Consider the following 13,677-nt stretch of genomic DNA (forward strand, 5'->3'; position numbering starts at 1 on the left):
GAGAAGCATGTCCGCAGTAGCCAGCAAAGCACCGCAAGTCCCGGAGCAGTCGGCTCGGTTCGCTGAGATCCTCAAGCGGCTCATCGACAAGTCGGTGGACGGCTACTACAACCCGTACCGCGAGTTCGACTGGCCCGATTCGCTGCCCGAGCAGATGTCGTGGATGAGCCACGACCTGGTGTCCACCTACGGCACCGAGGCCGCCAAAGAGCTGACGACCGAGGAGGCCCAGCGGCTGTCGCGCTGGGAGAGCATCAACTTCTACAGCCTCAACGTCGAGGGAATCCGCGAGCTGCTGATCGAGGTCATCAAGCGGATCCACACGACCGGCTTCGAATTGCCGTCGGACTTTTTCCACCACTTCATCGGCGAAGAGAACGAACACATGTGGTTCTTCGCCGAGTTCTGCCTCCGGTACGGCGACAAGATCTACAGCGGGCCGAAACTCAACTCCATTCCGCATGACAACGCGCAGGTGGAGAACTTCCTGGTGTTCTCCAGGATCCTCCTCTTCGAGGAGATCGTCGACTTCTACAACATGCGCATGGCCGGCGACGACTCCCTGCACGAGACCATCCGCAAGGTCAACCGGGTGCACCACGAGGACGAGTCCCGGCACATCGCGTTCGGCCGCGAGCTGGTCTCGATGCTCTACTCCGAGATGGCCGGCACCATGACCGACCAGCAGCGCCTGGAGATCGAGCAGTACCTCAAGCGGTACATCGTCTTCAGCCTCCGCTCCTTCTACAACCCGCAGGTCTACCGGGACGCCGGGATCGCCAAGCCACTGGAGTTCCGCGAGCGGGTGGTCTCCGACCCGGCCCGCCGCGAGCTGGAGCGCAAGGTCGTGCGCAAGCCGATGTCGTTCATGCTCAAGTCGGGGATCTTCGCCGACGACCTGCTGCCGGACATCTGATCCGGGCGAAGGAGGTCGGAATGGAAGCGAACGGTCTCGCCTACCTGCCCGCCGGCGAAGCCCGGCTCCTGCGGCGCCTGGACGACATGTTCGAGCGGTGGGGCGTCGGGGTCGGCGCCGAACCGGTCGTCGGAGCACCGCTGCTGCCCGTGGCCAAGCTGGCGAAGCTCGACTACTACCAGAACTTCCCGCACCAGGCGCTGGTGGTCAACGCGCTGGACCTGGAGCGCCGTCCGCAGGGCCAGGACGCCTGCACCATCGAGGAGTTCCCGCCGGAGCAGCTGCAGAGCGCGGAGATCGCCCTGCCGTCGGCCACCTGCTACGCGGTCTACCTGGGGATGGAGGGGACGAGCCTGCCGGGCAACACCCTGATCACCCTGGTCGGCCGCTGCTTCCGCCGCGAGGAGCGCTACACCGGGCTGCGCCGGCTGCTCGGCTTCCACATGCGGGAGATCGTGGCCCTGGGCGAGCAGGAGTTCGTCGAGGAGCACATCGACCGCTTCTCGACGCGCATCCTGCAGTTCGCCGAGGCGCTGGACCTGCCGCTGCGCAAGGAGGCGGCGGCCGACCCGTTCTTCGACGGCGAGGGCCCGCGCGCCCTGCTCCAGCGCATCGCGCCGGTCAAGTACGAGTTCCTGGCCGGGGATCTGGCCATCGCGTCGGTGAACAAGCACCGCAACTTCTTCGGCGAGCGCTGCGACATCCAACTGGCCGACAGCGGACGGCCGGTGTTCACCAGCTGCGTCGCGTTCGGTCTGGAGCGGTGGCTCGCCGTGCTGCACGACCGCTACGGCGACTGGGCGGCGGCCGACGAGGCCGTCGCGAAGGCAGACCAGGCACTGGCATCAGCCGCAACTACCGAAGGGACGTCCCATGTCTGAACAGGAACAGCTCAAGCAGTGGATCCTGGCCCGCCACCCGGAGGTGTCCGACATCGACGCGGACCTCGACATCCTGGAGAACCGGCTCATCGACTCCCTCGCCTTCGTCGAGTTCATGCTCCTGGTCTCCCGGCTCAGCGGCGAGGAGATCGACATGGAGACGCTGGACATCGACGACTTCCGCACCCTGCGGCGGATCGAGGGGCGGTACTTCCGGGCGGGAGTGGCGTGATCGCACCGGCCGTCGAGACCGTCCCCGAGCGGCTGCTGCGCGCCGAGCGCGAGACCCTGGTGCCCGCGCTGCGCGATCTGCCCGCCGGCATGCTCGAACGGGTCACGGCGTGCCCGGCCTGGACGGTGCGCGATGTGGTGGCGCACTGTGCGGCGGCGCTGGTGGGGCTCACCGCCGGTGCGGCGTACAAGGCGAGCCACGACCAGAACCAACGGGACGTCGAGGAGCGCCGGGACTGGCCGTTCGCCGATGTGCTGGCGGAGTTCGAGCGCGGTCTGACGGTGGCCGGCCCCGCGATCCGCGCGGCCGGCGGCACCAAGGATCTCGCGGCCCTGGGCACCTGGATCCACGGCGGCGACGTCCGGGAAGCGCTGCAGATGTCCGACGCGTACCGGAGCGCGGGGGTGCCGGAGGCGCTGGAGGCGCTCGCCGGATGCGCCCGGGTGGTCGCCACCCCGCAGGTGCACGTCACGCTCGACGACCGGGAACTGGTCCTCGGCTCACCGCTCGACGACCGGGAGCCGGCGCGGCTGCACACCGATGTCCCCACCCTCTTCCGGCTCTACACCGGCCGTCCGGCCGACCCGGAACGGTACCGGCTGGCCGGAGCCCGGCCGGAGGAACTCATCAGCGCGGAATGGTAGGTCGGTTCGGCAAATGCTCTACCTAGAAGATTTTCACGTGGGCGACGTGTTCGAGCTGGGCAAGGTCGAGGTCACCGAGGAGGAGATCCTCAGCTTCGGCCACGCCTACGACCCGCAGGTCTTCCACACCGACCCGGAGAAGGCCAAGGACTCCTCCTTCGGCGGCCTGGTGGCCAGCGGCTGGCTGACGGCCTCGCTGTTCATGCGGCGCTACGTCGAGGAGATCCTCAACCGGTCCGCCGGCGAGGGCTCGCCCGGGGTGGACGAGCTGCGCTTCCTCAAACCGGTACGGGCCGGGGACGTGCTCCAGGCCCGGCTCACGGTACTGGGGACCGCCCCGGTGCTCGGCCGCCGCGGCTCGGGCATCGTCCGCCCCCGGTGCGAGCTGCTGGACCCCCAGGGATCCGCGGTCTTCAGCATGGTCCTGCACAGCATCTTCCGGCGCCGGGATGTCTGACCACACCCGGGCCCACTTTCGACAGACGGGGAGCAGTGACACATGGAATCGGTGAATCAGGTCATGGAGCCGGTGTCCAAGACCGCGCAGTGGACCGCCGCCGCCCGCGCGGTGGAGTCCGAGCGGCCGGACCGCATCTTCGACGACCCCTATGCGCGGCTGGTCGCCGGTGAGACCGGCTTCGAACTGCTCGAACGCTACGCCGGTTCCGCGGTCGTCCCGTTCGTGCTGGTGCGCACCCGCTACATGGACGACGCCATCGTCCGCACCGTCAAGGAGCGCGGCATCCGCCAGGTGGTGCTGGTGGCCGCCGGAATGGACATGCGGGCCGTCCGGCTGACCTGGCCCGAGGGCGTCACCCTCTTCCAGCTGGACCGGCCGGCGCTGCTGGAGACCAAGGCGGCGCTGCTGGCCGAGAACCCGCCGCGGCAGGCGGCGGGAGCGGTCAGCCAGAGCCACTCGGTTCCGGTCGACCTGGCCGCCGGATGGCAGGACGAGCTGCACGCCGCGGGCTTCGACCCCGGGCAGCCGACCCTGTGGGTGGCCGAGGGGCTGTTCTTCTTCCTGCCCGAGGACGTGGTGCGCGATCTGCTGGGCTCGTTGCGCGAGCTGTCCGCGCCGGGATCCGTGCTGATCGGCGATATGACCAGCCGGGCCACCCTCCACAACCCGCTCGCCAAGGGCTTCATGCGGGTGCTGATGGAGGACGGCAACCCCTGGCTGTTCGGCACCGACGAGCCGGAGGAGTTCCTGGAGTCCTGCGGCTGGGTGACCGAGCAACTGCTCCAGCCCGGTGAGGAGGGCGCCGACTTCGACCGCTGGCCGCACCCGGTGCCGCCGCGCTCGATGCCCAACGTGCCGCGGTCCTTCCTGTTCACCGCCGGGGTGAAGCCCGCGTGACGCACGCCGGATCCGCCGAGCCCCCGTTCGGCCACGTGGACCGGGTGCTGGCGATCGCCGCGCACCCGGACGACGTGGACTTCAAGGCCGGCGGCACCATCGCGCAGTGGACCGCGGCGGGCACCGAGGTGACCTATCTGGTGCTGACCGACGGGGCGGCCGGGGGCGAGGACCCGGCCGTCCCCCGGGCCGAACTGGCCGCCGTCCGGGAGGCGGAGCAGCGGGCCGCCGCCGACGCCCTCGGGGCCAAGGAGGTCGTCTTCCTCGGCCTGCCCGACGGGGAGCTGACGGCCGGCCTGGAGCTGCGGCGGGAGATCACCCGGGTGATCCGGCGGGTCCGGCCGCAGCGGGCGCTGATCCAGAGCCCGGAGCTCAACTGGGACTTCCTGCCGGACATCCACCCCGACCACCGCGCCGCGGGAGAGGCCGCGCTGGCGGCGCTCTACCCGGACGCCCGCAACCCGCGCGCCTACCCGGAACTGCTGCTGTCCGAGGGGCTGCGGCCGTGCGTCGTCCCGGAGATCTGGGTGATGACCTCACCGCGCCCCGACACCTGGGTCGACGTCACCGACGTGTTCGACCGCAAACTGGCCGCACTGCGTGCCCACACGTCGCAGACCGCCCACCGTGCGAACCTGGCGGACGACATACGTTCGAGGTTGCGCGGGCAGGCCGCGGCGGGCGGTCTGGCGGACGGCCGGATGGCCGAGGCGTTCCAGGTGATACGTACCGAACCGGCTGCCCAGCCTGTCGAGCGCACCCGTTGAAGGAGGGTTCCTTGCCGATCTCGAAGTTTCTGGGCGGCGTCCTGGTGATGGTGATCTGGGGGGTCAATTTCGCCATCATCGACATCGGACTACGGTCGTTCGACCCCTATCTGCTGGCCTCGCTGCGGTTCCTGCTGGCGGCGCTGCCCGCGGTGTTCTTCTTCAAGCGCCCCCAAGTGCCGTGGCGCTACATCGCGTTATACGGGCTGTTCTTCGGCATCGGGCAGTTCGGGCTGCTCTTCGCCGGGATGCACTTCGGGTTCTCCGCCGGGCTGGCCTCGGTCGTGATGCAGCTCCAGGCGTTCTGGACCATCGGGCTGGCCGCGGCGATGCTGCGCGAGCGGGTCGTACCGCGCCAGCTGACCGGCGTGGTGGTGGCGGCCGTCGGCATCGCCTTGATCATCGGGATCACCGACGGGTCGGTCACCGCCGTCGGCGCGGTGCTGGTGATCGGCGCTTCGCTGTCGTGGGCGATGGCCAACATCGTCATCAAGAAGGCGCACCCGACCGACGCGCTGGCGTTCACGGTGTGGGCGAGCCTGATCCCGCCGATCCCGATGTTCCTGCTCTCGCTGGGGGTGAACGGCTGGGGCTCGATCACCCACTCCTTCACCCACATGGGCTGGGTGGGCCTCGGCTCGCTGGCCTACATGGTGTACCCGACGATCCTCTTCGGCTTCACCCTGTGGGGTCATCTGCTGCGCAACTACAAGACCTCGCACGTGGCCCCGTTGTCGCTGCTCGTGCCGGTCTTCGGGATGGCCTCCTCGATGCTGCTCCTCGGCGAGCCGCTGGGCGCGCTGAAGGCGGGTGCGATCGTGCTGGTCATCCTGGGACTGGTCATCAACCAGTTCGACCTGGTAGGCCGGTTGAAGAAGCGCTGGCGGGCCGCGCCGGTCGCGCCCGCGCCGGCCGAGGTCCCCGACGGCGACCCGGCCGCCAGCACCAGCACCAGCACCACGAAAGCGAGTTGACCCAGATGCACAGCCGCCTGCTGACCGATGACGGACCCCGGATGTTCGCCGTCGTCCTCGACCAGGACGAGGACGTGCTGCCCGTACTGGAGAAGTTCGCCACCGACCACTCGGTGGCCGGGGCCTCGTTCACCGGGATCGGCGCCTTCCGCGACGCCGGGCTCTCGCTCTTCGACCCGGAGAGCAGGACGCACGTCCCGATCCCGGTCACCGAGCACACCGAGGTGCTCAGCCTGACCGGCAACATCGCGCTCAAGGACGGGCGGCCCTCCGTCCACATGCACGCGGTGCTCGGCCGCCGGGACGGCTCGACGGTCGGCGGACACGTCCAACGGGCCACGGTGCGGCCGACGCTGGAGGTCATGGTCACCGAGTTCCCGAGCCCGCTGACCAGGCGCCTGGACGAGGCGCGCGGGCTGCCCGTCATCGATCTGGAAGCGGACCGCTAGACAACGGCGGCGGCCGGAGGGGGATGCACGATGCGTGTGGCGGTGATCGGTGGTGGAGCGGCCGCGGTCAGCTTGCTGGACAGCCTGCTGCGCCGTTTCGAGGGCGAGGAGACGCGCTGCGACCTCACCGTGTACGAGGGATCGGCCCATCTCGCCACGGGCCGCGCCTACCGCCCCGACCTGGACTGCGCCCTGGTCAACAGGGAGGCCGGGTACATGTCGGTGCGGTGCGCGGAGCGGGACCACTTCCTGCGCTGGCTGCACCGCGAACCGCGGTACCGGGGCACCCCCTACGGGTCGCAGCCGGTGGACTCCTACGTTCCCCGGCGGGTCTACGGCGAGTATCTGACATCCCATCTGGAGGGCGGCCGCGCCGAGGCCGAGCGGCGCGGCTGGACGGTGGGGGTGGTACCGGAGTTCGCCGTCGAGGCGAAGGCGACCGCCGCCGACGTGATGATCCGCAGCGCCGGCGGCGTCGGCCACTTCGACCGGGTGGTGCTGTGCCTGGGGACCGGCGAGCCCACCGACCCCTACCGGCTGACCGGCACGCCCGGCTTCCACCCGGACCCCTATCCGCTGCGCTCGGTACTGCCCCGGATAGCCGCCGACTCCCACGTCCTGGTGCTGGGCACCGGCCTGTCCGGAGTGGACGTCGCCCTCGGACTGCTGCGTTCCGGACACCGCGGGCCGATCACCATGACCTCCCGGCACGGACTGCTGCCCGGGGTGCGCGCCACCCAGAGCCCGTTCGAGCTGCGCCATACGACGCCGGAGGCGGTACGGCGCCGGGTGGGACCCGACGGGACCCTGCGCATACGGGACGCCTGGCGGCTGCTGCGCGACGAGCTGATCGCCGCCGGCGTGGACCTCCGTGCGCTCGCCGCGGACCGCCCCGCGGCCGAGCGGCTGCGCGAGGACCTCTCCCAGCTGGAGTACAACGCCTGCCATGCGGCGGTGGCGGCGATGATGCACCAGGCGCGCGAACCCATCTGGTGCGCCCTGCCGGACGCCGACCGCCGGCTGTTCCTGGGCCGCTTCCACCCGTTCGGCAAACCGCTGTACAACCCGATGCCGCCACCCACCGCCCGGGCGCTGCTGGACGCCATGGACAGCGGCCAGTTGACGGTACGGTCCCAAACGGCCGGCGTCACCGCGCGCGCCGGCGGCGGGTTCACCCTGGAGGACGGCGGCGGACGGCTGACCGGCGTGGACACGGTGGTCGACGCCACCCGCTCCGGCCTGGCCGGCACCGGTACCCGCGCCGAGCCCTTCCTCGACTCGCTCACCGGTTCCGGTCTCGCCGTCCGCAACCCCCTCGGCGGCCTGCGCATCGACGTCGCCACCAACGCCCTGCGCGCCACCCTCCCCGACGACGTCCCCCGCTTCTTCGCCCTGGGCGACATCACCTCCGGCGACCTCTTCTACGCCGGCAGCATGTACATGATCAACGCCCGCGCCGAGGTGATCACCCACACCCTCGCCCGGTCAGCGAACGGCGGGCGGTAGGGGGGCACCCCTTTGGGTCCCACGTGAGCTCCACCACAGCTCCGTCCCGCTGCCGGCGGGACGGAGCCGCGGCGCCCCTCGAAGAGCCTGAACCCGGAACGCCGGTCCCGCAGTTGGACACACACAAAGCAGGTGAGGCACCTACCAAATCTGGTAGGTGCCTCACCTGTGTTCCTTCAGTCGGGGTGGCGGGATTTGAACCCACGACCTCTTCGTCCCGAACGAAGCGCGCTGCCAAGCTGCGCTACACCCCGAAGCAACGAGCTCTACTTTAGCGGACTGATCCCCGTAGGCGAAATCCGGTTCTTGCGGAGCCGGGGAGCGGGCCTGACCTGGTCGATCGCGAGGGCGACCAGGGGGAGGAGGCAGCTCGCCACGGCGATGGTGAGGGCGGGGGCCAGGAGGCGGGAGGGGGCGGTGCCCGCGAGGGCCGGGAGGAGGAGGGCGAAGCCGAGGTGGAGCAGGGGGTAGACCGGCCACTGCCAGGCGTAGGGGAGGCGGAATCCGCGCGGGGCGGTCAGCAGGAGCCAGTCGGCGGTGGTGGCGAGCGGGATGAGAGTGAAGAGGAGGAGGTGGGAGATCGCTTGGGCCGTGGTGGGGGTGGCGGCTTCGGGGAGCGTGAAGGGGGCGGAGGCGGCCGGGAGGTGGTGGAGGAGGGCCGCGAGGGAGACATAGGTGAGGAGGGCGCCCGTGAGGCGGGGGGTTACGGGGCGGCGGCCGGTCCAGGCCCGGTGGGCGGTGCAGAGGGAGACCAGTGCCGTGGCGAGGGCGGTCTGCGCGGTGAAGGAGGCGGCGAGGCGGGCCGGGGCGCGGGTGGCCAGGGCCTCCAGGAGGAGGCCGGTCAGGGCGGCCGCGGCCAGGAGGAGGCGGAAGAAGCCCGCGAGGGGGCGTCGGAGGGTGGGGGCGACGGCCGAGGCCGGGGTGCGGGCGGCGGCGCCGGCCGGTCCGGTGGCGTGACGCGTGGACTGCGAGGTCCGGGTGGGGTCGGACATTCCTCCACGGTAGGGGGACGGAGGATCGGGGAGGGGCGGGGGAACACCGTGTCGGGAGAGCACTGGGCCGGGGGACCACCGGGCCGCGGGGGCCGGTGCCCCGCGCGCCCCGCACCACGTGCCCGGCCGTCGCGGCTCGCCGCCCCCGGTCCGCTGCCTCTCGTGCGCCCGTTTGCCCGTATGTCCGCGCGCGGTCTCCCTACGCCGGGCGGATTGCCCGCACCCGGGCGGTCGCCTACGCCCGCGCCGTGAGCGTCAGCAGCGTCGCCTCAGGGGGGCAGGCGAAGCGGATCGGGGTGTAGCGGTTGGTGCCGCAGCCGGCGGAGACGTGCAGGAAGGACGTGCGGCCGTCGGCGGTGTGGGTGGACAGGCCCTTCACACGGTCGGTGTCGATGTCGCAGTTGGTGACCAGCGCGCCGTAGAAGGGGATGCACAGCTGGCCGCCGTGGGTGTGGCCGGCCAGGATCAGCGGATAGCCGTCGGCGGCGAAGGCGTCCAGGCAGCGCAGGTAGGGGGCGTGTACGACGGCCAGGGAGAGATCGGCGCCGGACTCCGGGCCGCCGGCCACTTCGGCGTAGCAGTCCCGCTTGATGTGCGGGTCGTCCAGACCGGTCAGGGCGATCTCGAAGCCCTCCAGCTTGAGGCGGCCGCGGGCGTTGGACAGGTTGACCCAGCCGGCCGTGTCGAAGGCGTCGCGCAGCTCTTCCCAGGGGTTGTGGACGGCGCCCACGACGGGGGCGTTCCCGTTGAGGCCGTGCCGGCCCTGGACCCGTTCGAGCAGATAGCGGGCGGGGTTGCGCGGCCTGGGGCCGTAGTAGTCGTTGGAGCCGAAGACGTACGCCCCGGGGAACTCCATCAGCGGGCCGAGCGCGTCCAGCGTCTCCGGGACGCCTTCGGTGTCGGAGAGGTTGTCACCCGTGTTGATGACGAAGTCGGGGCGCAACCCGGCGAGCGACTGGAGCCAGCGCTGCTTCTTGCGCTGCCCGCTGACCATGTGGATGTCGGAGACCTGCAGGACGCGCAACGGACGCATGCCGCGGGGAAGTACGGGCACGGTCACGCGTCGCAGCCGGAAGGAGCGGACTTCGAAGCCGGCGGCATAGGCCACGCCGGCCGCGCCGACTGCGGTCAAGGTCAGGGGTACTCCGTATCGCGCGCGCATGACCCCATCGTTGCAGAGTGGCGGGGGCGAATGCAGCGGCAGGGCGGCCCGGGGCGGGGCGGCGGGGCGGGAAAAGGCGCGGCGGTTGTCGGTGGGCCGGGGCATACTCGACGGCATGACCACGCTCAAGACCAAGCTGCAGGACGACCTCACCACCGCGATCAAGGCGCGCGACGAGCTGCGCTCCTCGACCCTCCGCCTCACGCTGACCGCGATCCAGAAGGAAGAGGTCGCGGGCACGGAGGCTCGCGAGCTGTCCGACGGCGAGGTCGAGAAGATCATCGCGCGGGAGGCGAAGAAGCGCCGGGAGGCCGCGGACGCCTTCGACAAGGGCGGCCGGAGCGAGTCGGCCGAGCGGGAGCGCGCCGAGGGCGAGGTGCTCGCCGACTATCTGCCCAAGCAGCTGACCGACGACGAGCTGGAGCAGCTGGTCGCGGCGGCGGTGGCGGAGGCCAAGGGGGCCGGCGCCGAGGGGCCGAAGGCGATGGGCGCCGTCATGAAGATCGTCAACCCGCAGGTGGCGGGTCGTGCGGAGGGCGGCCGGGTGGCCGCGGTGGTGAAGAAGCTGCTGGCCGGCTGAGCGGCCGAAGGAAGTCCCGGGCAGGGACCGAGGGAAGCCCTGAGGAGGGCCGACGGAGGTCCTGAGGGAAGGGTGAGGGGGCGCCCCCGTTGTGTCGGGGCGCCCCCTCATCGCGCTCTTCGTCCGGCTCTACGGGCGGCCACCGGGCCCCGCGGGCGAGTCCCCGCGGGGGCCGCCCCCGCCGAGCCGCCCGCCGCCAACCGGCGCCCTACCAACCGCCGTTGCCGCCGCCCAGGATGTCGGGCCAGTCGGGCAGGTCCCAGCCGCCGCCCGGCTTGTTGTCGCCGCCGTGGCCCCGGCCGGGCTTGTGCTTGTCGCGGCCCTTGTCGTCGCCCTGGTCCTTGTCCCGGTCGGGGTTGCCGATCGGGACGGTGGGCAGGGACGGCGCGGGCCGCCCGGCCAGCGCGCCGGTCATCGCGTCGCGCCAGATGGGGCCGGGGGTGTCGGCGCCGTAGACCTTCTCGTGCGGGACACCGCCGATGGTGATGTCGTACATCTTGCGCTTGTGCAGCGGGTCGCCGACCCAGACGGCGCCCGCCGCGTTCGGGGTGTAGCCGACGAACCATGCGGCGTAGCGGCTGTCGCTGGTGCCGGTCTTGCCGGCGCTGTCGCGGCCCCTGAGGCCGGCCTCCTTGCCGGTGCCGTCCTCGACGACGCCCTTGAGGAGGGTGTTGATCGTGTCCGCGGTCTTCTTGGACATCGCGCTGCGGCAGCTGGTCCGCGGGACCTCCAGGGCCCGGCCCCGTGCGTCGGTGATCGACTCGATGGCGACCGGGGAGCAGTACTCCCCGCCGTTGGCGAAGGCCGCGTAACCGGAGGCCATCGTCAGCGGCGACATCTCCTGGACGCCCAGCGTCATCGACGGCACCTGCTGCAGGGCCTTGCCGTCCGCCCGCTCGATACCCATCTTCTGGGCCATCTTGACCGCCGGGCAGATGCCCATATCGCTGATCAGCTGCACGAAGTAGGTGTTGACCGACTTCGCGGTCGCCTCCTTCATGCCGTACGGGCCGACCTCGCGCTTGTTCTCGTTCTGGGTGGTGTCGGAGGGGCTGCCCTGCCACTGGCCCTCGCAGGTCTGCACCGGGCTGGGGTACGGCATCCGGTACGGCGAGGAGTACTCCTGCTCGGGGCTGGTGCCCTGCTCCAGCGCGGCCGCCGCGATCACCGGCTTGAAGGTCGAGCCGGGCTGGTAGCCGGCGCCGCCGCCCATGGCGCGGTCCACCGAGAGGTTCAGCACGGTCTGGTTCTCACCGAAGCCGTACGGGCGCGACTGGCCCATGCCGAGGATCTTGCCGGTGCCCGGTTCGACGATGGCGGCGGCGGTGGCGACCGGGTCGTCCTCGTAGACGTGGTCGCTTATGGACGCCTGGATCGCCTTCTGGGTCTGCGGATCGAGGGTGGTGCGGATGGTCAGTCCGCCCCTGTCCCAGCGCTTCAGCCGGTCCTTGCGGGTCTTGCCGAAGGACTTGTCGGTGAGGAAGACCTTGCGGATGTAGTCGCAGAAGAAGCCGGCGCCGTCCGTGGCGGTGATGCAGCCGTTCTTCGGGCGGCTGACCGCGAGCTTGATCGGCTTCTTGGCGGCCGCGTCGGCCTGCGCCCGGGTGATGTTCTTGAGGTCGGCCATCCGCTGCAGAACGGTGTTGCGCCGCCGGGTGGCCTCCTGCGGGGCGTTGACCGGGTCGTAGCGGCTCGGCGACTGGACGATGCCGGCCAGCAGCGCCGACTCCTCCAGGTTGAGGTCCTTGGCGTGCTTGCTGAAGTACCGCTGGGCGGCCGCCTCGACGCCGTACGCCTGCTGCCCGAAGAAGGTGATGTTGAGGTAGTTCTGCAGGATCTTGCGCTTGCCGAGTTCCTTCTCGACCTGGATCGCGTACTTCAGCTCTTTGATCTTGCGGCCGATCGTCTGCTGGGTGGCCTGCGCGACCTTGTCCGCGTTGTCGCCCGCCTCCTCGATGAAGACGTTCTTCACGTACTGCTGGGTCAGCGTCGAGGCGCCCTGGGAGACGCCGCCCGACTGGGCGTTCTTGTTGACCGCGCGCAGGATGCCCTTCATGTCGACGGCGCCGTGCTGGTAGAAGCGCGCGTCCTCGATCGCGACGATCGCCTGCCGGATATAGGGCGACATGTCCTTGAGGTCCACGACCGTGCGGTCACGGGAGTAGACCTTGGCGATCTCGCCGCCCTTGGCGTCCAGAATGGTGGTCCGCTGGCTGAGCGGCGGCGTCTTGAGGTTCGCCGGGATGTCGTCGAAGCCCTCGACGGACCCCTTGGCCGTAAGGCCCAGGGCTCCGGCCGCCGGGAGCGCGAGACCGGCGAGCACCGCGCCGGCCAGGACGCTCACACCGAGGAACTTGGCGGCTTGCTGCGTCTTGGACAGACCTCCGCCATCGCGCTTCTTAGGCATGGGGGCAGCCTACGTTCTGAATCGCCGGACAGGGGCGCACCTGTTCGTTTAGCCTGTTCCCAGCTGCCACAGCGGAATGGTTACGCCCCGGTTCGTCAACCCCCGATCTCTCGCGGACCGCACCCCACGTGTCCCTATGAGCCGCCAGAAATCCCGCGTCAGGACGACGAACTGTCCTGCCTTGTGAGCAAAATTACGTATGTCGCTCGGTCACTCCGTTGGGTGATCTGCCGCGTACGCATAGTCCGTTCGGGCCATTCAAGATTGGGCCCGAAGGGGGTGTTGCACCCTGTCTGCCTTCCGTAACGTCCTCAACTGGCAACGGTGAATATGCCGATTGCCGCCGTGGGGGAGCCTCGATTCGGGAGAGGACGGCGCCAGCATGGGCTGGGTAACCGACTGGAGTACGCAGGCAGCTTGCCGCACTACCGATCCGGATGAATTGTTCGTTCAGGGGGCGGCGCAGAACCGCGCCAAGGCGGTGTGCACCGGATGTCCGGTACGCACGGAATGCCTGGCTGATGCCCTGGACAACCGGGTGGAGTTCGGCGTGTGGGGCGGGATGACCGAGCGCGAGCGGAGGGCGTTGTTGCGCCGCCGCCCGACCGTGACGTCATGGCGTCGCCTGCTGGAGACAGCACGTACGGAATACGAGCGCAGCACGGGCATTCTGCCGGTGGACTGCGAGGACGAGACCTTCGACGAGTACGCCGCGGTCGGATAGCGATCGGATGGCGGCCGGCCGGCTGGTCGGCCGGATGAGCGCGGGCTCGGTCGGTGGCACGCCGGTTTCGTGGGCGCGCGCTCAAG

At 70.4% G+C, this 13,677-nt stretch carries 15 protein-coding genes and 1 tRNA gene; 12 read left to right on the plus strand and 4 right to left on the minus strand.

Annotated elements, in window-relative coordinates; all coding sequences use genetic code 11:
• Window positions 1–7: 7 nt before the first annotated feature.
• The 10 genes from ACZ4NB_RS16910 to ACZ4NB_RS16955 are packed head-to-tail and all read left to right on the plus strand — an operon-like array spanning window position 8 to window position 7,726.
• Window positions 8–916 carry a diiron oxygenase gene (locus ACZ4NB_RS16910; protein WP_467662204.1) on the plus strand — a complete coding sequence of 303 codons (909 nt, stop codon included), beginning with the start codon at window positions 8–10 and terminating at the stop codon, window positions 914–916.
• Window positions 917–936: 20 nt separating this feature from the next.
• Window positions 937–1,797 (plus strand): class-II aminoacyl-tRNA synthetase family protein, encoded by an 861-nt coding sequence (locus tag ACZ4NB_RS16915; protein WP_467662205.1) that lies wholly within the window; start codon window positions 937–939, stop codon window positions 1,795–1,797.
• Window positions 1,790–2,029 carry an acyl carrier protein gene (locus ACZ4NB_RS16920; RefSeq protein ID WP_467662207.1) on the plus strand — a complete coding sequence of 80 codons (240 nt, stop codon included), beginning with the start codon at window positions 1,790–1,792 and terminating at the stop codon, window positions 2,027–2,029. The genes ACZ4NB_RS16915 and ACZ4NB_RS16920 overlap by 8 nt, the downstream gene beginning before the upstream one ends.
• Complete coding sequence (locus ACZ4NB_RS16925) at window positions 2,026–2,673, plus strand: maleylpyruvate isomerase family mycothiol-dependent enzyme (RefSeq protein ID WP_467662208.1); 648 nt, start codon at window positions 2,026–2,028, stop codon at window positions 2,671–2,673. Before ACZ4NB_RS16920 ends, ACZ4NB_RS16925 begins: the two co-directional genes overlap by 4 nt.
• A gap of 37 nt (window positions 2,674–2,710) precedes the next feature.
• Complete coding sequence (locus ACZ4NB_RS16930; RefSeq protein WP_467662210.1) at window positions 2,711–3,130, plus strand: MaoC/PaaZ C-terminal domain-containing protein; 420 nt, start codon at window positions 2,711–2,713, stop codon at window positions 3,128–3,130.
• 42 nt (window positions 3,131–3,172) lie between these two features.
• On the plus strand, window positions 3,173–4,030 hold the full coding sequence (locus ACZ4NB_RS16935; RefSeq protein ID WP_467662212.1) for a class I SAM-dependent methyltransferase: 858 nt from the start codon (window positions 3,173–3,175) through the stop codon (window positions 4,028–4,030).
• Window positions 4,027–4,797: a PIG-L deacetylase family protein gene (locus ACZ4NB_RS16940; protein WP_467662214.1), complete on the plus strand. Its 771-nt coding sequence runs from the start codon at window positions 4,027–4,029 to the stop codon at window positions 4,795–4,797. The genes ACZ4NB_RS16935 and ACZ4NB_RS16940 overlap by 4 nt, the downstream gene beginning before the upstream one ends.
• An 11-nt stretch (window positions 4,798–4,808) precedes the next feature.
• Window positions 4,809–5,771 (plus strand): EamA family transporter, encoded by a 963-nt coding sequence (locus ACZ4NB_RS16945; RefSeq protein ID WP_467662216.1) that lies wholly within the window; start codon window positions 4,809–4,811, stop codon window positions 5,769–5,771.
• 5 nt (window positions 5,772–5,776) lie between these two features.
• Window positions 5,777–6,220 (plus strand): PPC domain-containing DNA-binding protein, encoded by a 444-nt coding sequence (locus ACZ4NB_RS16950; RefSeq protein WP_467662626.1) that lies wholly within the window; start codon window positions 5,777–5,779, stop codon window positions 6,218–6,220.
• Window positions 6,221–6,250: 30 nt separating this feature from the next.
• Window positions 6,251–7,726, plus strand: coding sequence for an FAD/NAD(P)-binding protein (locus tag ACZ4NB_RS16955; RefSeq protein WP_467662218.1), 1,476 nt, complete (start codon window positions 6,251–6,253; stop codon window positions 7,724–7,726).
• Between the two features lie 180 nt (window positions 7,727–7,906).
• Here the strand turns inward: ACZ4NB_RS16955 and ACZ4NB_RS16960 are convergent.
• The 3 genes from ACZ4NB_RS16960 to ACZ4NB_RS16970 form a co-directional block, all read right to left on the minus strand.
• A tRNA-Pro gene (locus ACZ4NB_RS16960) sits at window positions 7,907–7,980 on the minus strand.
• Window positions 7,981–7,992: 12 nt separating this feature from the next.
• Window positions 7,993–8,718: a Pr6Pr family membrane protein gene (locus ACZ4NB_RS16965; protein WP_467662220.1), complete on the minus strand. Its 726-nt coding sequence runs from the start codon at window positions 8,716–8,718 to the stop codon at window positions 7,993–7,995.
• A gap of 235 nt (window positions 8,719–8,953) precedes the next feature.
• Entirely contained in the window at window positions 8,954–9,880 is a 927-nt protein-coding gene (locus ACZ4NB_RS16970) for a metallophosphoesterase (protein WP_467662222.1), read from the minus strand.
• 115 nt (window positions 9,881–9,995) lie between these two features.
• Between ACZ4NB_RS16970 and ACZ4NB_RS16975 the strand changes: the two genes are divergently transcribed.
• Entirely contained in the window at window positions 9,996–10,460 is a 465-nt protein-coding gene (locus ACZ4NB_RS16975) for a GatB/YqeY domain-containing protein (protein WP_467662224.1), read from the plus strand.
• A gap of 208 nt (window positions 10,461–10,668) precedes the next feature.
• Here the strand turns inward: ACZ4NB_RS16975 and ACZ4NB_RS16980 are convergent, their stop codons facing one another.
• On the minus strand, window positions 10,669–12,867 hold the full coding sequence (locus ACZ4NB_RS16980) for a transglycosylase domain-containing protein (RefSeq protein ID WP_467662226.1): 2,199 nt from the start codon (window positions 12,865–12,867) through the stop codon (window positions 10,669–10,671).
• Window positions 12,868–13,249: 382 nt separating this feature from the next.
• Here ACZ4NB_RS16980 and ACZ4NB_RS16985 point away from each other — a divergent pair, with 382 nt between their 5' ends.
• Window positions 13,250–13,591, plus strand: a complete 342-nt coding sequence (locus tag ACZ4NB_RS16985) for a WhiB family transcriptional regulator (protein ID WP_384427848.1) — start codon at window positions 13,250–13,252, stop codon at window positions 13,589–13,591.
• Window positions 13,592–13,677 lie beyond the last annotated feature (86 nt).

The organism is Streptomyces sp. NPDC026575, from assembly GCF_055567415.1.

Excerpts from the sequence above, each read along its gene's own strand:
- ACZ4NB_RS16985 (WP_384427848.1), top strand. The coding sequence starts at position 13,250 with ATGGGCTGGGTAACCGACTGGAGTACGCAGGCAGCTTGCCGCACTACC.
- ACZ4NB_RS16910 (WP_467662204.1), top strand. The coding sequence starts at position 8 with ATGTCCGCAGTAGCCAGCAAAGCACCGCAAGTCCCGGAGCAGTCGGCT.
- ACZ4NB_RS16970 (WP_467662222.1), bottom strand. The coding sequence starts at position 9,880 with ATGCGCGCGCGATACGGAGTACCCCTGACCTTGACCGCAGTCGGCGCG.
- ACZ4NB_RS16965 (WP_467662220.1), bottom strand. The coding sequence starts at position 8,718 with ATGTCCGACCCCACCCGGACCTCGCAGTCCACGCGTCACGCCACCGGA.
- ACZ4NB_RS16915 (WP_467662205.1), top strand. The coding sequence starts at position 937 with ATGGAAGCGAACGGTCTCGCCTACCTGCCCGCCGGCGAAGCCCGGCTC.
- ACZ4NB_RS16980 (WP_467662226.1), bottom strand. The coding sequence starts at position 12,867 with ATGCCTAAGAAGCGCGATGGCGGAGGTCTGTCCAAGACGCAGCAAGCC.
- ACZ4NB_RS16920 (WP_467662207.1), top strand. The coding sequence starts at position 1,790 with ATGTCTGAACAGGAACAGCTCAAGCAGTGGATCCTGGCCCGCCACCCG.
- ACZ4NB_RS16950 (WP_467662626.1), top strand. The coding sequence starts at position 5,777 with ATGCACAGCCGCCTGCTGACCGATGACGGACCCCGGATGTTCGCCGTC.
- ACZ4NB_RS16935 (WP_467662212.1), top strand. The coding sequence starts at position 3,173 with ATGGAATCGGTGAATCAGGTCATGGAGCCGGTGTCCAAGACCGCGCAG.
- ACZ4NB_RS16955 (WP_467662218.1), top strand. The coding sequence starts at position 6,251 with ATGCGTGTGGCGGTGATCGGTGGTGGAGCGGCCGCGGTCAGCTTGCTG.
- ACZ4NB_RS16975 (WP_467662224.1), top strand. The coding sequence starts at position 9,996 with ATGACCACGCTCAAGACCAAGCTGCAGGACGACCTCACCACCGCGATC.